The 24,081-nt window shown below is 45.4% G+C and carries 20 protein-coding genes; 9 read left to right on the top strand and 11 right to left on the bottom strand.

Translation table 11 applies throughout. The annotated features are described in order from the left end of the window. Positions 1–42 precede the first annotated feature (42 nt). Positions 43–660 (bottom strand): homoserine/homoserine lactone efflux protein, encoded by a 618-nt coding sequence (rhtB, locus tag F0228_RS22195; RefSeq protein ID WP_171762752.1) that lies wholly within the window; start codon positions 658–660, stop codon positions 43–45. An 81-nt stretch (positions 661–741) separates the two neighbouring features. Here rhtB and F0228_RS22190 point away from each other — a divergent pair, with 81 nt between their 5' ends. Continuing rightward, complete coding sequence (locus tag F0228_RS22190) at positions 742–1,722, top strand: alpha/beta fold hydrolase (RefSeq protein WP_171762751.1); 981 nt, start codon at positions 742–744, stop codon at positions 1,720–1,722. A gap of 193 nt (positions 1,723–1,915) precedes the next feature. Beyond that, complete coding sequence (locus tag F0228_RS22185) at positions 1,916–2,743, top strand: Cof-type HAD-IIB family hydrolase (RefSeq protein WP_171762750.1); 828 nt, start codon at positions 1,916–1,918, stop codon at positions 2,741–2,743. 66 nt (positions 2,744–2,809) lie between these two features. Here F0228_RS22185 and F0228_RS22180 read toward each other — a convergent pair whose 3' ends face one another. Further along, complete coding sequence (locus tag F0228_RS22180) at positions 2,810–3,277, bottom strand: EVE domain-containing protein (RefSeq protein ID WP_004740480.1); 468 nt, start codon at positions 3,275–3,277, stop codon at positions 2,810–2,812. A 39-nt stretch (positions 3,278–3,316) separates the two neighbouring features. Here F0228_RS22180 and F0228_RS22175 point away from each other — a divergent pair, with 39 nt between their 5' ends. After that, entirely contained in the window at positions 3,317–4,852 is a 1,536-nt protein-coding gene (locus F0228_RS22175) for a hypothetical protein (RefSeq protein ID WP_116869915.1), read from the top strand. Between the two features lie 2 nt (positions 4,853–4,854). Continuing rightward, positions 4,855–5,451 carry a DTW domain-containing protein gene (locus tag F0228_RS22170; protein ID WP_171731715.1) on the top strand — a complete coding sequence of 199 codons (597 nt, stop codon included), beginning with the start codon at positions 4,855–4,857 and terminating at the stop codon, positions 5,449–5,451. A 127-nt stretch (positions 5,452–5,578) separates the two neighbouring features. On the opposite strand, the gene F0228_RS22165 is transcribed toward F0228_RS22170, so the two are convergent. The 8 genes from F0228_RS22165 to F0228_RS22130 form a co-directional block, all read right to left on the bottom strand. Continuing rightward, entirely contained in the window at positions 5,579–8,059 is a 2,481-nt protein-coding gene (locus F0228_RS22165; RefSeq protein ID WP_171731714.1) for an EAL domain-containing protein, read from the bottom strand. A gap of 193 nt (positions 8,060–8,252) precedes the next feature. Continuing rightward, positions 8,253–10,751: an EAL domain-containing protein gene (locus tag F0228_RS22160; protein WP_061034251.1), complete on the bottom strand. Its 2,499-nt coding sequence runs from the start codon at positions 10,749–10,751 to the stop codon at positions 8,253–8,255. 169 nt (positions 10,752–10,920) lie between these two features. Next, positions 10,921–11,637 carry a 5-amino-6-(5-phospho-D-ribitylamino)uracil phosphatase YigB gene (gene yigB / locus F0228_RS22155; protein WP_171731713.1) on the bottom strand — a complete coding sequence of 239 codons (717 nt, stop codon included), beginning with the start codon at positions 11,635–11,637 and terminating at the stop codon, positions 10,921–10,923. Between the two features lie 15 nt (positions 11,638–11,652). Continuing rightward, positions 11,653–12,585, bottom strand: coding sequence for a tyrosine recombinase XerC (xerC, locus tag F0228_RS22150; RefSeq protein WP_061034253.1), 933 nt, complete (start codon positions 12,583–12,585; stop codon positions 11,653–11,655). Beyond that, complete coding sequence (locus F0228_RS22145) at positions 12,554–13,252, bottom strand: DUF484 family protein (RefSeq protein WP_116869913.1); 699 nt, start codon at positions 13,250–13,252, stop codon at positions 12,554–12,556. Before F0228_RS22145 ends, xerC begins: the two co-directional genes overlap by 32 nt. A 45-nt stretch (positions 13,253–13,297) precedes the next feature. Beyond that, positions 13,298–14,128 (bottom strand): diaminopimelate epimerase, encoded by an 831-nt coding sequence (dapF, locus tag F0228_RS22140; protein WP_008221911.1) that lies wholly within the window; start codon positions 14,126–14,128, stop codon positions 13,298–13,300. A gap of 11 nt (positions 14,129–14,139) precedes the next feature. Beyond that, positions 14,140–15,393: a diaminopimelate decarboxylase gene (gene lysA / locus F0228_RS22135; protein WP_061034255.1), complete on the bottom strand. Its 1,254-nt coding sequence runs from the start codon at positions 15,391–15,393 to the stop codon at positions 14,140–14,142. Between the two features lie 41 nt (positions 15,394–15,434). After that, on the bottom strand, positions 15,435–15,647 hold the full coding sequence (locus F0228_RS22130; protein ID WP_017061011.1) for a lipoprotein: 213 nt from the start codon (positions 15,645–15,647) through the stop codon (positions 15,435–15,437). Between F0228_RS22130 and cyaY the strand changes: the two genes are divergently transcribed. Then, positions 15,627–15,941 carry an iron donor protein CyaY gene (cyaY, locus tag F0228_RS22125; RefSeq protein WP_008221918.1) on the top strand — a complete coding sequence of 105 codons (315 nt, stop codon included), beginning with the start codon at positions 15,627–15,629 and terminating at the stop codon, positions 15,939–15,941. The two genes, F0228_RS22130 and cyaY, sit on opposite strands and share 21 nt — an antisense overlap. A 70-nt stretch (positions 15,942–16,011) precedes the next feature. Here cyaY and F0228_RS22120 read toward each other — a convergent pair whose 3' ends face one another. Next, entirely contained in the window at positions 16,012–18,540 is a 2,529-nt protein-coding gene (locus F0228_RS22120; protein WP_061034256.1) for a class I adenylate cyclase, read from the bottom strand. A 344-nt stretch (positions 18,541–18,884) separates the two neighbouring features. Between F0228_RS22120 and hemC the strand changes: the two genes are divergently transcribed. From hemC to F0228_RS22100, 4 genes are read left to right on the top strand one after another with little or no spacing between them, the layout of a single operon-like run. Further along, the gene (gene hemC, locus F0228_RS22115) at positions 18,885–19,823 is read left to right on the top strand and encodes a hydroxymethylbilane synthase (RefSeq protein ID WP_171731712.1); all 939 of its coding nucleotides are present in this window, start codon (positions 18,885–18,887) and stop codon (positions 19,821–19,823) included. Between the two features lie 2 nt (positions 19,824–19,825). Next, the gene (locus F0228_RS22110) at positions 19,826–20,554 is read left to right on the top strand and encodes a uroporphyrinogen-III synthase (protein ID WP_061034257.1); all 729 of its coding nucleotides are present in this window, start codon (positions 19,826–19,828) and stop codon (positions 20,552–20,554) included. A gap of 19 nt (positions 20,555–20,573) precedes the next feature. Continuing rightward, entirely contained in the window at positions 20,574–21,791 is a 1,218-nt protein-coding gene (locus F0228_RS22105; RefSeq protein ID WP_105057918.1) for a uroporphyrinogen-III C-methyltransferase, read from the top strand. Further along, on the top strand, positions 21,791–22,972 hold the full coding sequence (locus F0228_RS22100) for a heme biosynthesis HemY N-terminal domain-containing protein (RefSeq protein WP_105057919.1): 1,182 nt from the start codon (positions 21,791–21,793) through the stop codon (positions 22,970–22,972). Before F0228_RS22105 ends, F0228_RS22100 begins: the two co-directional genes overlap by 1 nt. The last annotated feature ends 1,109 nt before the right edge of the window (positions 22,973–24,081 follow it).

Here is a 24,081-nt window from a genome sequence, read left to right as displayed (position 1 = left end):
TTGATAACTCTGATTGGTTTAACTATAACTCAGTCGCTTAATCTAAGCTTTCGCGGCAGCTAGCAAAGCACCGCAGCCCATGAACATACCACCAAATATTTTATTTATCTTACCCATTATGCGATCAGAGCGAATAAAACGTCCCATTTGTGACGCTAATGAGGTGTAACCCAACATAACAACGCTATCAATGAATACTGTCGTCACACCTAGCACTAATAACTGAGGTGCTTGAGGTTGTGTAGGGTCAATAAATTGAGGAAACAGAGCCACCAAAAACACGATGGATTTCGGGTTAGTTAGGTTGATAAACACAGCGTTTCTCAGCAGTTTGCCACTCGACAGAGTAGAGCTTTCTTCAGATGCCACTAGGCTCGAGCTATCACGCCACTTTTGAATACCTAACCAAACTAAGTAAACCACACCAACCCATTTAATGATGGTGAACGCCAACGCAGACTTAGCAACGAGTGCACCAATACCCGCGCCCACCAGCATAATGTGAAACGCAAGACCAAGCTGTAAGCCAACAATTGATGCGAGTGACTTTTTAGTACCATAGCTAAGCCCATTACTGATTGAGTTAACGGTACCCGAGCCCGGAGCCAAGCTAAACAAAATCGCTGTGACAACATAAGCAAGCCAAACATGAGTATCCATTTGCATTTCCTTACTAGTTCTTTAATCTAACAACATTAGTAGCAATAAAGCTCTCACACGCATCAGTTCAGGTAATTTCCCATGGAAAACCAAAGCGAAGCCACCTTCCCTTACACTCAAGAACCTCAGTTCGATCATGCGATTAAACACCCGATCAACGCTCTTTGGCAACAAAGAAAAGAGGGGTATTTAACATCGTCTGGTAAAAAGAAACTGTACTGGTGCAGCCTCACCTCAGAGAATCACAGTAAAGCCATTGTGATTTCAAATGGCCGTATTGAATGCTGCCAAAAATACCAAGAAATCTTTTATGATTTTTATCAACAAGGCTATGACGTTTATTCATTTGACCATCAAGGTCAAGGCCAGTCGGAACGTATGGTAGCAGACTCTGACATTGGTCACATTCATGAGTTTGATGATTATGCATCTGACATGTCTGACATGATTGCCAGTTTTGACCTCAGCAAGTATGCCAAGCGATATCTGTTAGCCCACTCAATGGGTAGTACTATCGCAACACGCTATCTACAAACCCATCCAGACCACCCATTTGATAAGGTCACCTTGTGCGCCCCAATGTTTGGTATCAACACCGAGTGGTACTTAAAGCCTATCGCGATGATTGTTGGGCAAGTGCTTACCGCGTATCACGCCAAACCGGTTTACGCGCCAGGTCAGCAGGCCTATTACTCGAAACCTTTCGAGAATAACCTCCTGAGCCAAAGCCAGGTGCGTTATCAGTGGTTTCGCCGACTTTACGAAGATAACCCGTCACTGCAAGTCGGTGGTGCTAGCACTCGCTGGGTATGGCAAGGGTTAATGGCAGCCAAGCAGTCAATCCAACAGACTCGTCAAATCAAGATCCCTCTATTGCTGATTCAAGCTGGTGAAGAAAAGATTGTGAGTAACGATGCTCAGGTGAAGTTCATCAATAAACTGAAGAAAACCAACTCGGCTTGCCAATTTAAAGTCATTGAAGGCTCAAGGCATGAAGTGTTGTTTGAGCAAGACAAATACCGCAATCAAACACTGGATGCCATTAATCAGTTTTTTGCTTAGCACTCATCACATCAACAACACAAGAAACAGCGACCCATAAGATAACAATTAAAGAGGAAAAGAAGTAAGTGAGCTTTGCCCTCTTTTCTTGCATGATTTTGGCATACAATTTCTGGGTAGATATATTGTAGTTAAAACGATGCTAGCGCTGGCTAGTGTTGATATTGGTTAAGCACTTTGCAATGAGGGTTAAATGACTATTCCTGCACTTAAAGATTCCGTGAAAATCGTTGCCTCTGATTTAGATGGTACGCTTTTGGCTCCCAACCATCAGTTGAGCGATTTTACTAAGCTAACGCTTAAGAAGTTACACGAGCAAGGTTATACCTTTATCTTCGCAACGGGTCGCCATCACGTCGATGTAGCTGGGATTCGTCAAATCGCAGGGATTCCGGCCTACATGATCACATCAAACGGTGCTCGCGTACACGACCAGAATGATCAGCTAATGTTTAGCCAAAACGTACCTCAAGAACTCGTTCAGCCGGTTATTGATATTGTGCGCCAAGATCCAAACATCTTCATTCACATGTACCAGAATGAAGATTGGTTACTCGATCGTGAAGATGAAATGCTGGCTAAGTTCCACAGTGAGTCTGGCTTCAGCTACAAGCGCTTTGAAGCAGACAATGCGCCGAACGACGGCATTGCCAAGGTTTTCTTCACCCACCCAGAGCAAGACCACGAATATCTAGTTACGTTTGAGCAAAAGCTAAAAGAAGCATTTGGAGACAAGCTAAACGTTGCCTTCTCAACGCCTTGGTGTCTGGAAGTGATGGCCGCTGAAGTATCTAAAGGCCACGCTTTAGACGCTGTTGCGAAATCCCTGAACCTAACGCTGGATAACTGTGTTGCCTTTGGAGATGGTATGAATGACGCTGAGATGCTGGCAATGGCAGGTAAAGGCCTAATCATGGGCACTTCACACGAGAAAGTGATGCAAGCACTACCAGACAATGAAGTGATTGGTAGCAACGCTGATGATGCCGTTGCGCACTACTTAGAGAAACACCTACTCTAAACAACCCCCTCATACAAAAAGGCAGCCAATGGCTGCCTTTTTTGAACCTTACACTAAAAGCTTCCTCTAACGAGAACCGAGCACTTCTTTGCTTAAGATCGCCTGCCACTCTTGTTCCGTCACAGGCATGATCGATAAACGATTGCCGCGCTTCACCAATGGCATTTCAGATAGTTCAGGCATGGCTTTAAGAGTCGCTAATGGGATCAAGCGTTCAGTCACTCGAACAAACTCAACATCAACCATTATCCAACGCGGGTTATCGGGTGAAGATTTAGGGTCGTAGTAATCACTCTCAGGGTCGAATTGAAAATGGTCTGGGTAAGCTTCTCTGGTTACTTTTGCGATCCCCGCTACACCCACTTTTTTACATGATGAGTGGTATATCATCACTAGGTCGCCAAGCTTGACCTCATCACGCATCATGTTTCGAGCTTGATAGTTACGAACTCCCTCCCAACAAGAGGTTTTTTGTACTCTCAGCGTCTGAATAGAAAAGGTGTCGGGTTCTGTTTTAAATAACCAATATGCCATAATAAATCCAATTAACGGTTGCTCCGAGGAAGATATAACATGAAGGTAATGAAAAACCCAGTGACATGGCTAGCCGCATTCGCGCTACAAGGCTGTGTAACCGCTCCAGAAACACCGCAACAACCTGAAGTTCCACCAGCAACCTTAGATGAACCTCTGAGTGTTCAACCACAAACCTTCATCATGCGCGGTCAAGTTGTCGTAGGCCATGAAAGCCGCACGTTCACCCCTTGTGGTAGCCAACAACAATACTGGTTAGATATGTCCCCTGAGCTAGCGCTAGAAGCACAAGGGCTAGCAGCCAGACCTTATCAAGCTCTGTATGGCGAACTGATTGGTCACCTTACCGTACCTAGCCAAACCGGCTACAACGCTGATTTCACGGCACGTTTCGTGGTTGATCAAGTCAATATCTTAACGGCAGAAAACCCTGAACGCTGCAACCAACCGCTACGCTCCACACGAGTCTTTGGTAATGAGCCATTCTGGTCAGCCACCTTTGATAAAGACCAGCTGACCTACACCAAGATGGGCGAAGCACCTCAGGCTCTCAACATCGAATCAAGCCGCACCACGCCAATCAGTCGTGATTACCAACTAGAAGGTAAAGCAACGCAAGGCAAGCTCAATCTGAAAAAAGAGAACTGCAGTGACGGCATGAGTGACTCTATCTACGGCTGGGAAGCGAAACTCAACCTTAATGACAGCAAGTACAACGGTTGTGCAACAGTTTCAAACCAAGATCCTACACTGGACTGGAGTGGTACCTATTTCGCTAGCTCAACGCAGAACTCAGGGTTCTCTATTAACCTCGAGCTCAACGATGATCACAGCGCAGTAACAACCTACTCTTACAGCAACGGGGATCCTTCTATTGTTGAGCAAGGCTTCTGGCAGCAACTCAACCAAAACCAGGTTCAGGTTGTGATGACTCGCCACCAACAGCAATACCTAATCTCTGAGCGTATCTTCACACTCGATAACGGTAAGTTGGTCGCAGAGAAAGAAAAGGTCGGCAATATCGTCTACCCGATTGCCAACGGCGGTCTAGTACTATTCGAAGCAAAGCATGTACAAACACAAACTAACACGGTTTATCTAAAAGCGAAGCAAGTGAACTCCAGTGATCAATTTGATCCAAAAGTAGACCAAGCGATCCGCGAATATTTTAAGATCAACAACAGCTCGCCTGATGATACTAAATACCGCTGGCTGACCTACGACCTCAACGGTGATGGTAAAGAAGAGTTGTTCGCCCAACTCGATTGGTGTGGATCAGGCGGCTGTACACTGCTGATTTTCGAGAACCATCAAGACAAGTGGCGCTTCAATAGCCGAGTAACACTGGTAAAAGGCGACATACGTGTAGGTAAGTCTAAAAATCACGGTTGGCACGATCTGATCTTCAATGTCAGCGGTGGTGGCGCAACAGCAGCCAAACACGCACTCTCATACACAGGTGTCAGCTACCCACTCAACCCAAGTGTTGCACCAGTAGCCGATGATGCTGATATCAGCGATGTGGTTTTGTTTGCTAACGACATCTCACCAGTACAAAGCGGAGTTAAGCTATAACCATGAGCGATCAGCAAGCTTGCATTGGGTGTGGTTTCACTCATCAATGTATTTGTCATCGAATACCGAATACTGAAAGCCAAATCCAGTTAGTGTTACTCACTCACGAGAATGAGCTAACACGAGACACCAATACCGGAAAGCTACTGCAACAATCACTCAAGCAGTGTCAGTCTTTTGTTTGGCAGCGCAAGACGCCTCCAGCCGAACTACTGGCTTTGCTTGAAGATAAAACTCATCAGCCTTTGCTGTTATTTCCAAGTGATGAAAGCATTGAGTGCCAGCAAGCGGTATCGGATGCAGTGAGTGAACGAACGCCGTTATTCATCATCTTGGATGGTACGTGGCAAGAAGCGAAAAAGATGCTCAACAAAAGTCCTTGGTTACAGACGATTCCTCAAGTGCACCTCGATGTAACCAGTGAATCTTCATATACATTGCGCCGCAATCAAGACAATGGACACCTGTGTACCTGTGAGGTTGGCATCGAGCTACTCAAGGCTTTAGATGAAACTCAATCGGCAAACCAGATAGAGGATTACTATCAGCACTATCTAAAAGTATTCCAAGCGGACAAAAGTGGACACGCTCTAAGATAGATTAATACGAAGTGCTTAAGTACTAAAATAAAAAGGGTGAGCCACCAGCTCACCCTTTTCACATCTCGCTTTAATTCATTGAACAGAATAGTGTTTCACGTGAAACAACCAGACGTTTTGCCAGTCATCAGAACAGCCGTTTAGGCTCTCCGAAGTAATAACCTTGTAGGTAGTCGACACCCATGTCTTCTGCAATTCGGCAGATTTGCTCATTATGAACAAATTCAGCGACCGTCTTCGCATTCAAGATCTGACATAAGCTAACCAACTGCTGAGCTATCTTACGCTGCTTTTTGTCTTGATCGATATTTCGAATCAGGCTGCCATCGAGCTTAATAACCTGAGGCTCAAGCTTGAGTATCTCGTCGATGTTCGAATAACCTGAGCCAAAATCATCAACAATGATATTCACACCCAGATCGCGGAAGTGGTTACACACCTCGATTAAACGACCGTAGTCCTGAATTTGTTCGGTTTCTAGCACCTCTAAACCAATACGCTGAGGGTGACTGATTTTCTTGATCGCCTGCTCAAGGTGAAGAATGGTTTTCTCGTTATTGAAATCCTGCGGTGCCAAGTTAATCGAGAACGAATCGATTCGCTGACTCATAAAATCAAAGGTACGCGTAATCATCTGACGACTTAATCGAGTATAGAGATGCGTCCCCTCGATAATCGGCAAGAATTTCCCTGGCGCAATCAACTGGCCCTCTTCTTCAATTCGAACCAAACACTCATAGCTTTCGACCTGATGATCATGTGCCGACACAATAGGCTGTGCACAGGCCACGATATTCTGGTTGAGTACCGCACGGCTCACACAAGACAACCACCCCAACTGCTCTTGGCGGTGCTTCTCTAGCTGAATAAGCGTCTTAGCACTCACTAAATGTTTGTTCTGACTGACGGCACTGCGCCTCGCATCAATTGCCTTCAGTAATAAGTCATCAATCGAGGTGGTTGGAAAATCCCGACGACTCGCAATGCCCGCACAGATAGACACAGAAAGATAATCAATATCTGGCAAGCCGGAGGGTTCAAAGTTAACGTGCTCGGTTTGGTCAGAAAACTCCGAGAAACGTTGATGGATATGTTCTTGGCTCGCCCAGCTATCAAATACCACCGCCCATTCGCCAATACCGATACTGTAAAGCTGACACCCTTTATCAAAGAACTGCCACAACGCTTTCTGAAAGTAATCACTCAAGTCATGAAGAAGTTTGTCACCGACTCGATAACCATACTTCTCATTGATTTGACCAAAGGTCGTCACCTTGAGAGCCAATAAGTGGCTATCAATCGTCATCTTCGATAACTTCTCACGCAGCACACTTCGATTGGGCAAACCTGTACGACGATCGATTCGATAACTTGCGGTTAATGCCGTGGCTTGCTGCTCAATCTTGGTCGCCATGCTGTTATTCATGTCATCGACATCTAAAAGAGCATTACGAATCAGAGAAAACAGTGGCGAGATGTTGGTCGCTGGTTGGCTCTCAAACAGAGGATCAGCCTTACCCTCACCCTCCCTAAGCGCAAGATACGTTAAGCTATGGTGCAGAATTCTTTGTTGCCCATTGTCTTGAAACAACTCGCCCATACAGTACACACCATAGGTGTCGGCAAGCTTTTGGAAAACCTCAACCTCTTGGTTACCATCAATAAAGTCTAGCCGTGAGATACAGTTGTAAATAAAGAATTGCTCGGGGCGATGAGCAGCGACCTGCTGCACACCTAAACGAACTTGCTCCAAGGTTAATGATGGATGGTCGTAACAAAACCTAACCTCATCGCCAACCTCAAATGAACCGCTAAACTCAATCTCACCACTTTCCTTAACCTTGAGTGGCATGTAAATATTTTGAGCTTTTGGATCACCAACCATCATCGGAAAGTTATGCAGTTGCTCAAACGGAACCTCGAGCCCATCGGCCAGGTAACGATTATAGAGTTCACGAATCGGCATGCCGTCTAATTCTGCTAAGCAGTTATCGTGAGCCGCCGTCACTCGGAAAGTACGACCAATCGGATTCCACTCAGTGTAATAACCTTTAGTGATTGCCAGGTCATCACTATGCAGCGCTACCATCACGTAGGCACTCTCATAGCACACGCCATCCAGCATGACCCATCGACCGCTGTCTGTTGATGTTGAGGCACCACCGCAGATAGGAAATGAATATCCCGATTGCTCAAAAGCAGCAAATAAAGCTCGATTATTGATCTGCAAGCGATCGGCAAAGCAGATAATACTCTGTGTTTTCTGATGACAACCCAGTTGCTGATACATAGCTTGGCTATCAAGCACTGGTTGTTCACTGTATTGAACTACACCACAAGAGTACGAAGTCGCATCAAAGCGAGTGATAATCAGGTAAAGACCTTGGTGGAGAATGACACCTTGACGGATGTAGTGGTTGGCACTGCAACCTATCAATTTAGCCTTGGGGAAGTTTGATTGGATGACTTGGCAGGCAGCCAAAACCTCGTCTTTCTGGAAAGACGAAAACACCTGAATCAGTAGAGGTTCATGACGATGAAAACCTAGCTTTTCCAATTCACGATGGGTTTGTTCTATGTCTTGTATCAGAAGAGAGGTCGACTGCATATTCACATTAATCGTTGTGTTAATGATCAGTTATTGTGCTTTCTATCGATAAGGCATGCACGGAATACTTACGATCATCTTATGAATAATGTGACCTAAGTTAGACATCATTCACCCCACCACAAAACAGTCACTAATGGTGGTTTAACGGTTTCGCAAGCAGCTGGTATAGCTAGCTTACTCGCTTTAATAACTAAAACAGGCGCTTAGGCTCACCGAAGTAATAACCTTGTAGATAATCGACACCCATCTGTTCGGCTATCTCACAAACCTGTTGATTGTGAACAAACTCAGCGACCGTTTTGGCATTAAACACTTGGCACAATCGCACCAGCTGAGAAGCAATGTTTCTCTGCTTCTGGTCTTTGTCTATGTTACGAATCAAACTGCCGTCGAGCTTAATAATCTGTGGTTCCAGCTTGATGATCTCATCAATGTTGGAGTAACCAGAGCCAAAATCATCCACGATGATTCTTGCTCCTAGCGAGCGGAAGTGGTCACACACCTCAATCATACGGCCATAATCTTTGATCTGCTCAGATTCGAGCACCTCGAGCCCAAGTCGAGTGGGATCGTTCATTCCACTAATCGCAGTCTCAAGTACCTCCAGTGTCTTATCACTTAGGAGATCTTGCGGAGAAAGGTTAATTGAGAACGGACTCTGCTTATCTGCCATATAGCCGATGGTGTTCTTAATCATGTGACGACTAAGACGTGTATACAGATGGGTGTCGGCAATCATAGGTAAGAACTTACCTGGTGGCACAATCGTCCCATCAGACTCCATGATTCTCACCAAGCACTCTTGACCAATCATTTCGTGCGTCCCCGCCTCCACAATCGGCTGTGAGTAAGTGATGATGTTCTGATCTAAAATCGCTCGGCTTACGCAGCTCAACCAACCGAGCTGCTCTTTACGATCTTCTTCGCTCACCTGAATATCTTTAGCGTTGGTAATATGGGTGTTGTTACGCACGCCATAACGTCGAGCTTCAATCGCTTTCAGCAAGATTTCATCACCGCTGTCAGTCAAGAAATCACAACGACTGGCAAAACCACCACACAGAGACACCGACAAATAATCAATGTCGGTTAAGCCATACGGCTCAAAGTTAATGTGTTCGATATCATCCGCAAATTCAACGAAACCTTCTTTTATGCGCGCACTGTCAACACTCGCATTAAAAATGATCGCCCATTCACCCACACCAATACTGAACAACTCAACCTTCACGTTCGGTTCTTTCACCACACGAAGCTGCAAGCGTTCAACAAAGTGATTGGAGAGATCAAGCAACAACTGGTCACCGACTTGATAACCATACTTCTCATTCACTTGATGGAAATTAGTAAGCTTCAGAGTTAGCAAGTGCTCACTAAAAAGAATCGTGTTGAGTCGCTCTTTCAAAACAATACGGTTAGGCAGCCCAGTACGAGAGTCGATACGATAACTCTCAGTTAAGCGGCGTGCCTGTTGATGAAGTTTCTTCTCCATCTGTGTGTTCATGCTATCAAGATCAGCCACTGCATTTCGTACCAAGTTAAGTAGCGGTGAAACCGTAGAGTCACACTTAAAGTCTTCACAACGAAACTCATTAATCTCGTCAGACTCTCTCATCGCGATATAAGTTAGGCTGTGGTGAAGAATGTCTTGACGCTCTTCTGTACGATAAAGCTCACCCATACAGTAAGCACCACACGTATTCACGATCCCTTCAAACGGCTTCAGTTCCAGTTTGCTATCGATGAACTCCAAGCGAGAAACACAGTTATAGATGATTACAGACTCAGGTTGATGCATGGCAAGCATCTCTGCACCATGGCGCACCTTTTCTGCAGTGAGTGACGGGTGGTTATAACAAAACTGAGCTTCTTCACCTATCTGCCAAGGACTATCAAATTCGATACTGCCATCATCATTGATGCGCAACGGCGTAGAAATGCCTTTCTTTCTACCAAGCTCACGATAGAGCGGAAAGCTCATTAGTTGGCTAAAAGGGAGATCTTTGCCATCAGCCAGGTAGTGCTTGAACACCTCAATCGCTGGCTTATCATTCAGCGCATATAGGCGGTTCCCTACCGCATGAGTCACTCGTAGCTTCATCCCAATAGGGTTCCACTCAGAGTACGCGTCTGACCAAACCTTCAACCTCGGATTGGTCAAAGCGACCGCTACACACGCGTGTTGGTAAGTTTGTTCATTATGCATGACCCAACGCCCGTGCTCATTTTCGTGACACAATCCACCAGCCACAGGCAATGCGTAAGAGCGATTTTCAAAGGCGCCGTAAATAGGGTAGTCACGACCTTCAACCTGATCACACAGGCTGATGACGGTTTTGGTATCTTTCGAGAGATCGAGTTGAGAAGCGAGGGCTTGGCTATCTTGGTTTGGGTTACCAGTAAAAGGCTGCACCGCTGAGGTTAAACGAGTTTCGTTGAACTCACTAACAATCACTAAGGTACAGGTGCTCTCAAGACAGTTATCACAGATAACATGACGGGCACTCTGGCCGATCAGTGTCGCATGGCTTAGGTGCCCCAGTGCCACACTGGCAATTTGACGAGCCATATCAGGTGATTGAGTAGAGAAAAGTTGAATTAGGTATTGTTTGCTGTCACACCATTCGCGCTGAGCAAATTCGGATCTAAATTGCTCCTCTGTATTTGCGAGAAATGTATATGTTTGCATGCCAACCCTTGTTCAAATTCTAATGGAGTAGAGAACCCGCAACCACCGCTATGACTGAAATGAATCGTAAAAAGTAATCGCCAATTATCCTAGCCTAAACAGGCTGTTAATGGCGACTAATGTAACAATTCACTATCATAAATGCGACACAATAAGCTCGCAGTAGAAATTAAATTAGTCGCATAAGGTCACTGAGTTGATCTATTTCAACATCAGGAAGCACACTCGCCTTCGAAGAAAGGTATAAATTGGAACCAGTGTCATTAAACCAGCATGCTTGGAAGCCATTTTTCTTCGCTCCGTAGACATCAGTTCTCAGGTGATCCCCCACATGAAGAATATTATTCGCATCAAAACCTAGGTATTGCTGCGCTTTATCAAACATGTCTGGGTAGGGTTTTGCTCTGCCGTCAGGGCCAGCTTTGAGGATTAACTGGAAGTATTGCCCAAGGCCAATTTTATAGGGGTCGACATTACCATTGGTTATCGCCACTAAAGGAACACGCTGGGTAAGTTCCGCCATGACGCGGTGTGTTTCTTGAGGGACATCGACTTGATTACGCAACCACAACGCGTGCTCGATACCATCATGAGCCGCTTGTTCCGCTTGCTGCTGCGAGTAACCCAACTGCAGTAAACCAGTCTTAATCTGGGTTTCACGCCACAAGGTGACATCGTGCTTTAGCTGTGGGTTTTCCAATGCGACTTGTTGTTTTACAGCTTGCCACTCTTCCAAAGATAAAGAAGTAGACACAGGGTGCTCTTGAAAAAGCCACTGCGCCATCTCCTTCTCAACCTTCATGATCACAGGCCAGTTGTCGTATAGGGTGTCATCCAAGTCAAAGGTCATGGCTTTGATGGGCTGTAACCCTCGATAAATTCGCATAGTAAAACCTTTAATCTAATCTTTGTTCTTCTTACGAGCTCTGGGATGAGCCTGATCATAAGCTTGTGCTAAGTGTTGAAAATCCAAATGAGTGTACACTTGAGTAGTCGAAATGTTTTCATGACCCAGCAATTCTTGAACAGCACGTAGATTTTGGCTCGATTCAAGTACGTGGGTCGCAAAGGAGTGACGCAGTTTGTGCGGGCTAATATGGCTCGCTACAGATTGCTTCTTGCCCCACTCTTCCATACGTTTTTGCACACTGCGGTGTGAGATGCGTGTTCCCAGCTTGGAAACAAACAGCGCGTCCTCTCCCGGAGAAGCCAATTCACCGCGGACTCGCAGCCACTTATCGACCCACTCTTTGGCTAAGCCCGAAAATGGCGCCTTGCGCTCTTTGTCACCTTTACCGATGACTCGGATTTCTCCTTGGCGGCTCAGCACGTCTTTGAGGTTAATACCAACCAGTTCAGCAAGACGCAAGCCAGCACCGTACATCACCTCCATCATCGCTCGATCACGAATCGACAGCGGATCGTCTTCATTCACGTCAAGCAACTGACCGACTTCATCTACATCGAGGTTTTTTGGTAACGGGCGCTGCTTACGAGGTGCAGAGACCCCTTTTGCAGGGTTTGCAGTGATTTCGCCACGTAAGACAAGAAAATCAAAGAAGCTACGCAGTGACGATAAGCGAGTCGCAATACTGCTTGCCTTCATTCCATCACGCATGCCTTTACTGGCAAGTTGTCTTACCCAAGCCGCATCGACTTGGCGCCAATCCTTTAGCCCCAGAGTGACTAAGTGTTCAGCCATGGTTTCAAGTTGTTGTTTGTAGTTTCGCTGGGTGTGTAGGCTGAGTCCCTTCTCGCTTCTGAGATATTCATAGAAGCGAGAAAGAGGCTTTTGAAGGCTATTAGGAAGAGGTGTTTTGGGCTCTAGGCTCATTATTTATCTGCCAAGGTAAGGTGTCCGCCAGATGAGACACAACAAGTGCTAAGTGGCGTAAAAAGAGCGTATCCATATGAGGTTGGAAATGCCCGCCATCTTCACTAGAAAAGGCGAGTAACCCCAATGGAGACTGCTTAGCGAGCGGTAGTACTACATAAGAGCCTAGCTCTGGAACCGGGAAATCACCAAACAAATCTTGTCTGTCAGCTTTTCTTAAGCGCCCAAGGTAGGCATCTTTGCCATTAAAGTGGTTGAGTGAAAACTTCGAGTAGCCCTCTTCGCTGAGCTGATAAAAACCCGTTTGCGAAAGGATTCGCAAATGAGCCTTCAACCCTAGGTCGAGTGCCTTTTGCTCAACCGCTTTAATCACCTGCATGAAGTCACTGCATTTCAGTACTTGCGCTTGCAGGTCCATAAACTCATAGAAGGTTTTATCGTTACTCGCCGCCAAAGACATCAAGCCAGTGATCTCTTCTTCTAGCTCTTCGATTCTCTGGCGTTGACGTTTAAGCTGAATCTCCACCAGAGAAACGGCACCCTGCTCAACGTTATTAATAGCAAGGCGATCCACCAAATCTTTTCGGTCTTGGAAAAAATCTGGGGTATCACGTAAATATTCCGCGACCACTTCTGCGGTGAGAGCGTCGGCTTCAACGTTAGACAAAACCTATCCTTTATTTTTTATGTATCTATCTGTTATATGTCGAAATCAGCAAGAAAGCTGACCATCAAACACATGCGTAGCAGGGCCTGTCATATACAGAGGTTTACCCGGGCCTTGCCAACTAATGTGTAAGTCACCGCCCGGTAGACGAACTTTCACATTTTCAGCCAGTAAGCCTTGAGTGATACCCACTGCAACAGCACCACACGCACCGCTACCACAAGCCTGAGTTTCGCCCGCTCCACGTTCGTAAACACGTAGACGAACTTCTTCACGGTTAACCACCTGCATAAAACCAGCATTGACACGCTCAGGGAAACGCTCATGTGATTCAAGCAGTGGACCCAAGGTATCCACATCGGCCGTATCGACATCATCAACGACAGTGACCACATGCGGGTTGCCCATGCTGACCGCGCCACAGAATAAAGTATGTGCATCGGTTCTTAGGATGTAGGTCTTTTCAGGTTGCTTCGCTTTAAATGGGATCTTGCTTGGTTCGAACTCAGGAATGCCCATGTTCACGGTGATCAGGTCATTCTCTTCAATCTTGAGAACCATTTTACCTTTCTTGGTGCTGACGTTGATGCTGTACTTATTCGTTAAGCCTTTCATACGAACAAAGCGTGCAAAACAACGAGCACCATTACCACACTGCTCCACTTCACTGCCATCTGCATTAAATATGCGGTAATGGAAATCAGTTTCTGGATCATAGGGAGCCTCAACCACAAGTAGCTGGTCAAAGCCCACACCAGTGTGACGATCCGCCAAACGACGGATCAAATCTGGAGAAAAGAAAATATTTTGAGTAATGCAGTCCACGACCATGAAATCATTGCCCAAACCATGCATTTTAGAAAAGTGGAAGTGCATAACGCTTTAAATTACTCCGGAAGAATGTTTTCAAGTTCCCACAAGCTCGTAAGCTCTTCACGCTGACGAACCAAATGAGTTTTGTTGCCATCAACCATCACTTCAGCCGCACGCGAACGAGTGTTGTAGTTTGAAGACATGACAAAACCATAAGCACCAGCTGAGCGAACAGCAAGTAAATCGCCCTCTTCAAGCACTAGCTCACGATCTTTACCTAGGAAGTCACCTGTCTCACAGATAGGACCAACCAAATCATAAGTCACAGCTTCACCCTGACGCGGGCTTACAGGAACGATGTCTTGCCAAGCTTGGTAAAGCGCTGGACGCATCAAATCGTTCATTGCTGCATCGATAATGGCAAAGTTCTTGTGTTCAGTTGGCTTGAGGAACTCAACTTTCGTTAATAGTACACCAGCGTTAGCAGCAATCGCTCTTCCAGGCTCGAAAATCAGCTCTAGGTCAGAATGATTGTCTAGACGCGCCAATAGTGCTTTTGCGTAATCTGACGGTTGTGGTGGTAATTCATCACGATATACCACACCCAAACCACCACCAACATCAAGGTGCTTAATGTTAATACCATCAGCACGTAGTTGGTCGATCAGAGCAAGCAAACGATCAGTCGCATCAATGAAAGGCTCGATGTCAGTTAATTGAGAACCGATGTGGCAATCAATACCATGGATAGACAAGTTCTCAAGTGTTTGTGCAAAAGCGTAAACGGCAGGCGCACGGTCGAAGGCAATACCAAATTTGTTATCACGCAGACCTGTCGAGATATAAGGGTGAGTGTTTGCATCAACGTCTGGGTTGATACGCAGTGAAATCGGCGCCTTAACACCAAGCTCACCAGCGACTTTATTCAGTCTCTCTAGCTCTGGCTCAGACTCTACGTTGAAACACTTAATGTTTAACTCAAGCGCACGTTTCATTTCAGCGGCTGTTTTGCCGACACCAGAGAACACAACTTTCGCCGGATCGCCACCTGCAGCCACAACACGCTCTAGCTCACCGCCAGAAACGATATCAAAGCCAGAACCTAATCGAGCTAGGGTATTCAATACGCCAAGGTTCGAGTTCGCCTTAACGGCATAGCATACCAAGTGTGGATGCTCACCAACCGATGAATCAAACGCATTCCAGTGGCGTTCTAATGTAGCACGAGAATATACATACAGCGGTGTACCATATTGCTCTGCTAGTTGTGAAAGTGCGACGTCCTCAGCCCAAAGCTGGCCATCTTCCTGATAGTTGAAGTAATCCAAAGTTCTTATCCCTTATAAATAACGATTTCTGCGTGTTTCACTTATTGTGATTGTTCAGTCTGCTGAACTTCATCAGGATCGTACAAAGGACCCGTTTGACCACAACCAGAAAGTCCAATAACGGACATCATAAATAGAGCAGTAATTAATTTTTTCATTTTGCATATCGTGATTATTAACTCAATGCCCCCTATAATCGCACCACACTCAGGAAAAGCAATAGGATAGAAAGGATGAACGAGACTGAATTTCATCAGCTAGTCGATATACAGATGCAAAACATCGAAGAAGCTATCGATGAATCAGAGGCAGATATTGATTACGAAGTGACGGGCAACGTGATGACGCTGGAGTTTGAGAACCGCAGCCAAATCATCATTAACCGCCAAGAACCAATGAAAGAAATCTGGTTAGCGTCTAAATCTGGTGGCTTTCACTTCAAGCTAGTTGACGACAAGTGGACATGTTCAAAGACGGGCATGGAGCTGTTTGAGATGGTTAAAGAAGAATGCGTGAAGCACGCAGGTGAAGATATCGACTGGGTCTAACCACTGATAAGCAAAACAAAAAAAGGAGTGATTCAATCACTCCTTTTTACTATCTATCTGTCTAAATCAACTAGATGTTAACTATCTTTGAGCTCCGAGAAGCTAAAGTGGCATCATTACGGTAAGGCACAACATAAGAGTTGCCCTCTTCTGGATGAACGATTTGGTAGTACTGAGGTAAGTTAAAGTTAATCAACTTTGACGACATCTTCGACTCATCTTTTACCGACGTGTAGAAAGAGTTTACGCTCGCGATCATCTCATCTTTTTCACCGCTGTACTGGTGATACACCTCAACCTGATTCGACTCGTCCAATACATAAATATTGAAACCTTTATCGGTATCTTCAAAGAAGAACTGAATTAAGCCCTCACTCGCAAAACCATCCACCACTTCTGGCAGTTGATACTCTTGCTCTTTATCGAGCATCAGCAAAGGTGAACCCTTCAACTTATTGGTTGAGATACTACGGTAGAAATCAACCGAGTTTTCCAACATCTGTACCGACACACCACGGCGTTCGAAGAACAGGCCAAACATCTTGTTGGCTAAACGAATAGCCTTAAAACGACGGCGTTTCTCTGGTTCAATCGGTTTTAATCGTAAATCGATACACTCAGCAAGCAGTTGATACACCATATTACGCATCACACCACGCAGGTTTTTGCTGTAACAAAACACATCAACCGACTCTGGCGGCAACGCATCTTGGTGCATTTTACCAAGTACCGTCTTAAGGGCATCCAGCATTGCCGTATCACCTTGGAAATGCAGCGTACGTACTTCATGCCAAGAGTTACGATAAACCAAATCGACACTGCCGACTAAGCTCTTACCTTCTTCACCAAAGCTGAAGATATCGGCATTCTTCAAATCGACCTTCAAGGCACGACCGCTTAATTCAGAAGTCGGATCGTTTTCAAAGTTGATGAACATCGCCAGCTGGCTGATCTCACACGGACTCGCCAGTGCTTGCATACTCGGACGGCGTTTACGTAAAGAGAAGGTATTACGTAGGTCGCTCACCATTTGATAGAACTTATCGATATCAATATGGGCGTCACGAACCACAGAATGCAAACGTGTCGATTCCGTAATCAAACCATTAAAGAATGACCATGCAACTAGCTTACTCAAGTACTCATGGTGCTCGAGCGAAGGCTGACCAAGAATGCGGTGCGCAATAAGCGGCTGTTTGTACAAGTACCAACCCGCTTTATTCGATTGCCCTTGGCGAACCTCTATAAAGCTCAAGTCAGGTTCATGCAGATCCGGAGAGATTTGCGGATTCAGTAGCGTCACTTTGCCCGGTAACACCTCAAACGCAGCATAAAGCTTACGTGCCAAGATACTGATATCTTGTGGGCTGATTGCCGATGTGATGTCGTTACGACGTGCAAATTGAATCAGGTTACGATAGCTCAACATCAAGGCATCAAGCAGTGCGTGGTGCACCACTTTCACCTGCTCAACCTTCCAGTTACGTCGGTTATCGAGCTCAGCAATGGTTTCCTGTCCCCAATTCCAAGACTTAGTCATCTCGGTTAGGGCTTCACGGCGCCATGCTACAGAACCGATACCTGCTTCACGCGACAACTTCTCGTGGGTCTTAAGGTAGAAACAGCGTCTCACCAAATCCAAACGAGTGTGGTCGTTAATACGCTCTAGGTAGCGAGTTACCTTTTCTAGCATCAGATAGTAGCTATCCATGCCATACAGATCCGGTTCATCCGCAAAAAAGCGACGCTTGGTATCGATACTCAAGAGTTGGGTGTTTGGGTATTCCCATGAATAGGCTTCTAGCAAGATCGCCTTTAACACCGATTTATACGGTGAGTCGATACTCTTATAGAGCTGCCACAAGTTAGAACCAAAGTACTCTTCTGCAGGAATGCGATTCAGCTTACCGAAATCAATCCACTGCGAACAATCAAGATAGCCATCCTGGCACAAGCCTTGAACATATTCGTCATAGCACTCTTCCATTTCTGGCGGAATGATTTGCCACAACAAACGTTGACCAGCCAAGCGAACCGCTGAGCGATAGAACTCATCAAGCAGTAATAAGTGCTGTGAAGAACCACAGTTATCACCGGTCATCTCTTCTGAATGGTTCGAACGGAAACGCTCTTCATCCATTAAGAAGAAGTTAGCTTCAACGCCTAAGGTTTCAGCCCAGTCGGTAATCAACAGACATTTATTGGTAAGGCTATCGCGAGCTGGGCCGTCCATATCCGGAGATACACACACCCAGATATCGAGGTCGCTTGACGTGCTTTGACCAATAGAAGAGGTACTACCCATGGTGTAAAGGCCAAGAATTGCGGGCTCCGCAGACTCGGTTAGCTTGCCACCTAAAGTAAGTTCAGTATCAGAGACAAATTGCTTTTGGAATTCATTAAGCGTGAAGCTACGAATTCCAAAAGGAACTTGTTGATCATAATAACCAGGCATCATTGGATGATTGAAGTGAAGCAATGCGGGAATAAGATTGAAAACTCGTTGACCTTGCACATTCATCAACGCCAACGCACGATCAATGCGCTGTTGATTTAGATTGTCTAATCGTTGAATCAATGTTTGAGTGTAAGCCTGCAAGGTAAGTCCTTGGTTTGAGATTAAATGCACTTCTGTTTAGTTACTGAACGAAAGCAGCAACAAAACGTGATCAATTTAACACTTTTACCCCTAATGGTAAAGCAAAGGAAGCCGCCAGACCGGCCAATTCCTTAATGACAAAAAGTTAAACTCACGGCGCCGTAGTGTCCTCTTTATTGACTATTTCTAATAATAGCCCATGTTTCAAATGAGATACCAATCACACTATTTTGGTGAACTTATGAAAATCTCTCAGCTATCAAAGCATGGAATGATCAAACAGTAAGAATTTTCGCCTCACAATGGTAGGATTAGGCTATTACAGAACCTATATCGGAAACACCATGACAAATTCAGCACCAATCCGTATCGCAACCAGAAAAAGCCCTCTTGCCCTTTGGCAGGCATACTTTGTAAGGGATGCTCTTCAAGCTGCTCACCCTGGTTTAGAGGTTGAGTTGGTAACTATGGTGACCAAAGGTGACATCATCCTAGACACTCCGCTTGCCAAAGTGGGTGGTAAAGGTCTGTTCGTAAAAGAACTTGAAGTGGCAATGCTAGAAGGTCGTGCTGACCTTGCAGTTCACTCAATGAAAGATGTACCTGTCGACTTTCCTGAAGGCCTAGGTCTAGTGACGATTTGTGAACGTGAAGATCCTCGTGACGCATTCGTATCAAACACATACAACAACATTGATGAACTACCACAGGGTGCTGTCGTAGGAACATGTAGCCTGCGTCGTCAGTGTCAGCTTCTAGAATACCGCCCTGATTTGGTCATCAAAGAGCTGCGCGGCAATGTTGGCACTCGTCTGGGTAAACTCGATGACGGCCAATACGATGCTATCGTTCTGGCAGCAGCAGGCCTTAAGCGTCTGGAACTAGAAGAGCGTATCCGTAGCTTTATCGAACCAGAGCAATCTCTACCAGCAGTAGGCCAAGGCGCTGTAGGTATCGAGTGTCGTCTTGATGATGAGCGTCTGATTAAACTTCTTGAGCCACTGAACCACCAAGACACAGCAGACCGCGTACTTTGCGAACGTGCAATGAACCTGACTCTGGAGGGTGGTTGCCAGGTGCCTATCGGTAGCTACTCACTATTAGATGGCGACAACATCTGGCTACGTGCACTTGTAGGTGAACCTGATGGTTCTAAGATGGTTCGCGGTGAGATCTCCGGCCCTCGTAAAGATGCTGAAGCACTTGGCGTTACTCTGGCTAATCAACTGCTGGATGACGGTGCGAGAGAAATCTTAACCAAGCTATACGCAGACCAAGAATAATCATGACTGTGTTGGTAACTCGTCCCGGTGTAGAGGGACAATCGCTTTGCCAACAACTAGCGGATGAAGGGGTTCAAGCGATCCATCATCCGCTTATTCGTATCATTGATAATCCAGACACAGCCAACTTAAGCGTCCGGCTCAACAACAGCGATATCATCATCGCTGTCAGCCATCATGCCGTGACCGCGGCTCAAAATATCCTTTCTAAAACTTCGTCCGTTTGGCCTACTTCGCCGCTTTATCTTGGCGTTGGTCAAAAAACTGCGCACGTTTTAAGCAAAGTCTGTAAACAAAAAGTAAACTATCCTCAAGTTAGTGATAGTGAACATCTTCTTAAACTTGCTGAACTGAGAGACGTAAATAACAAATCCATTTTGATACTACGTGGGAATGGTGGGCGAGAGCTCATTCGAGATTCTTTGCTCAACCTAGGTGCACAAGTCTCTTATTGTGAGACCTACCGTAGAGAATATATTCCAATAAACGATCACAATACCTATCAAACATGGATAAACAAAAAAACGTCCAAAGTAGTCGTCACAAGTCAGGAACAACTGGAGTATCTGTGCTCCATTACCCCTGGTGAGTATTCTGCTTGGCTTTCAACGAGACATTTGTTTGTTCCAAGCAAGCGCATAGCACAACGAGCACAACAGCTCGGCTTCTCTAACGTTACGAATACTCAAAGTGCTGCGAACCAAATATTACTGGCTGCTCTCCAGCCCTAGCTAGAAACAGGAAATAAGCATGACAAGCAAAAAAAATAATGAGCATATTGAACCTGAACAGAACCAAGATACTCAGCCAGTAGCGACCAAAGACGAAAGCGCTGAATCAAAAGAAGCTGAGTCAAAGCTTGAGGCCCCAGCACCGAATACGACTCACACTGAGCAGACTCAAGCCGACCACAAAGAACAAATTGAGAAAGCAGAAAAGCAAGGCAAGCGCGGTGTGAAATTCGGCGCTATCGCTATCGCAATTTCTATTATCTTCAGCGGTGGTATTGCCTTCCAAATGCAGCAAAAGAGTGCTGAATATTCAGATCAAATCGCAGCACTTCAAGCCCAGCTACAAAATACCCAATCTGCTGTAAATAAAGACCTGCAAGCCATCAAACAAGAGACCATCCAAGAAGCATCACATGCGGTAGAGAAAACTCAGGTTGTACAATCTCAACAACAAAAGAGCATTCAAAGCCTGCAACTAGCGGTAGCTGATGTCAAAGGTCGTCGTCCGAATGACTGGCTGCTTGCTGAAGCCGATTACCTAGTAAAACTTGCTGGCCGCAAACTATTCCTTGAGCATGATGCTGTTAGCGCAACCAAACTTATGGAAAGTGCCGATCAGCGTATCGCCGCACTCAACGATCCAAGCCTAGTATCTCTGCGCCAGTCTATGACTAACGACATCACTAAGCTTCGTACTATTCCTCTGATCGACCGCGATGGTTTGGTGCTACGTATCACAAGCCTTCAGCAACAAGTCGATAAGCTACCTCTAGCGAATGCGATTCTTCCTGAGGCTGAAATCGTCGAGAAAAAAGCCGTATCTCAAGACATTAATGACTGGCAAAGCAACCTGATGACGTCGATGAAAGACTTCTCAGAAAACTTTATCACTTTCCGTAGTCGAGATGGCGAGGTTATCCCTCTACTATCACCAGAACAGCACTTCTACCTGCGTGAAAACATCAAGGGTAAACTGGAAACTGCAATTCGTGCAGTCTACAAAGAGCAAGGTGAAGTTTATAGCGCAGCTCTAAAGACAGCTAACGAGTGGTCTAAGTCGTACCTAAACCAAGATAACAACTCAGTCATCGAATTCGAGAAGGCAATCAAGCAATTAAGCGAACAGAACATCACTGTTAAATACCCTGTGAAGCTTGAGTCTCAGAATCAGTTATCTGATGTGATTCGTGAACGTCTACGCCGTGAGGTGACGGTAATGACCTCGGAGGAGAAATAATGATTCGTTTGATTTTTCTTTTCCTTGTACTCGGTGCAGGTCTGTTTGTCGGCACTCAGTTTTCAGGTCAACAAGGTTATGTGCTGATCTCAATTGCCAACAAGACGATTGAGATGAGTGTGACAACAATGGCTATCTTTGTGATTGTCCTTTTGGCTGCACTGTTTGGCTTAGAGTACCTATTTAAGAAGCTTATTTACGCTAGCTCAACAACTTGGAACTGGTTCAGTGTTCGTAAACTTAAGCGCTCTCGCCGTTATACCAATGAAGGCATAATCAAGCTTCTTGAAGGTGACTGGAAAGGTGCTGAGAAGAAAGTGACACGTTGGGCAAATCACCACGACATGCCTCTGCTTTGTTACCTAGTGGCCTCTCAAGCAGCGCATGAGCAGGGCAATACCGCTGAACGCGATAAATACATCGAACTGGCTAGCCAACAAGACGATTCTCTATTGGCCGTTGAGCTAACTAAAGCCAAACAACAGATCAGCGAATCAAACTACGAAGCCGCTTTCGATACGCTTTCAAATCTTAAAGGTTCACACCCGAACAACACTGCAGTCCTGGGCTTACTAAAAGCGACCTACATGCAGCTTAAGTTATGGCAACCATTGCTGGAACTAACGCCTAAGCTCGCTAAGAACAAGCTCCTAACAGCAGATGAGCAGCGTGAACTAGAGCAGAAAGCACAATGTGGTTTGCTTCACGATGTGGCACAACAACAAGGCAGCGAAGGCTTAATCAGTCACTGGAACAAGCTTTCAAGAAAACAAAAGCAAAGCTCACACCTTGTCTCTTGTTTCGTAAAACAACTGATCGCACGTAAAGCCGATGCAGAAGCTTTCACAGTTATCAAAGAGAACATTGCTAAAACAGGTTCGAACGAGCTCTACATGCTACTTCCAGAGCTGAATCTTGCTGATCACCATCCAGTGGTTGTTATGCTAGAGCGCGCTATCAACAAAGATAACAATAACGCAGAAGCACACAGTGCATTAGCTCAGTTCTATCTAAGAGAACAAAAATGGGCAGAAGCGCAAAGCCATTTCGAAAAAGCACTAGCACTTCGCTCTAATGTTTCAGATTACGGATATCTATCTGATGCACTAGAGAAGCAGAACTTAACCAAAGCAGCCCACGAGGTATCTCGTAAGGCACTCGCTCTAGTTCAACCAGCTTAAATCTCGCTGTATAAATAAGAAGCCGATGCCCAGCATCGGCTTTTTTGTATCTATAAATTACCTCTCAACAAGCCCTACCTCCACAGTATCCCACCACAGAGCAAAGTCATCTAGACCAATCACATAACCAAAATCAAAGAGGGTTAAGAAATAGCACTAAAATGCAGCCCCTCACTAACGCTTAGCGAAGCATTAATGCCAATTCTAATAAGAGCATCAAAATAAGAAACACCCCCTTTAGACACGATTAGAGGAATGAAATATCCACGATAGACTACCAGTCACATCTTCCATTGTAGGGGAGATCATGTAGCGTCCAACCTCTGAACCTGTTTGTTACCAGAAACTACCAAGGTAAAGTCACTGTTGAGGTTAGGACTTTCATATCACGCTAGACTGAAGAAGTAATTGAAAATAAGTAACCTTATAAGACATTGCCAGAGCGATGAGAGTCTAAGACCTCGTGATCAGTAGCGTAATAATTAGGGGAACGGACATAACCTTTTCGGGAAGGTTTCGACCGCTGCACGTGACACTATGTTTCAGATAGAAGAAAGCCCGCTATTTCTAGCGAAGCTTCTTAATAAAAATCGTAATGACTACCTTGTAAGAGAGAGGAGAGCGTTAGTCAAAGAGCAAATTGTCGAAACCCACAAAGCACGCGACTCTACTCGTAAGACTAGACCTTCAGATAAGTTATGGAGTGTGGGGAGGGTTCTGGGTTGTGGACAAATCTTTTGCTTACTCTATCGACTGAAGAGTGACCACAGTGACTCAAATACAATAAAGCCCAAGCAGTTATACTTGGGCTTAGCATAGTGGTGGAATTGCTGAGCTGGTATTCCATCGGACTCGTACACAAACCGGACTCATTGGTAGAAGACCAAATTATCAAACCCCAGAAACGACGAAAGCCTAGTCGTAAGACTAGGCTTTCTAAAAGGTTTGATGTAGTTGAGTTGTCATTCTATCTATTTGCAAATTGATTACTGAATATACATTTTCGATAGATGTAAAAAAGCCCTGCTATTTCTAGCAGGGCTTCTCTAATAAGTGGCGGAGTGGACGGGACTCGAACCCGCGACCCCCGGCGTGACAGGCCGGTATTC

Origin of the sequence: Vibrio sp. 99K-1 (genome assembly GCF_013114585.1) — a bacterium.
Taxonomy (GTDB): Bacteria; Pseudomonadota; Gammaproteobacteria; order Enterobacterales; family Vibrionaceae; genus Vibrio; species Vibrio chagasii_B.
This window is presented reverse-complemented; position numbering and strand designations above follow the sequence as displayed.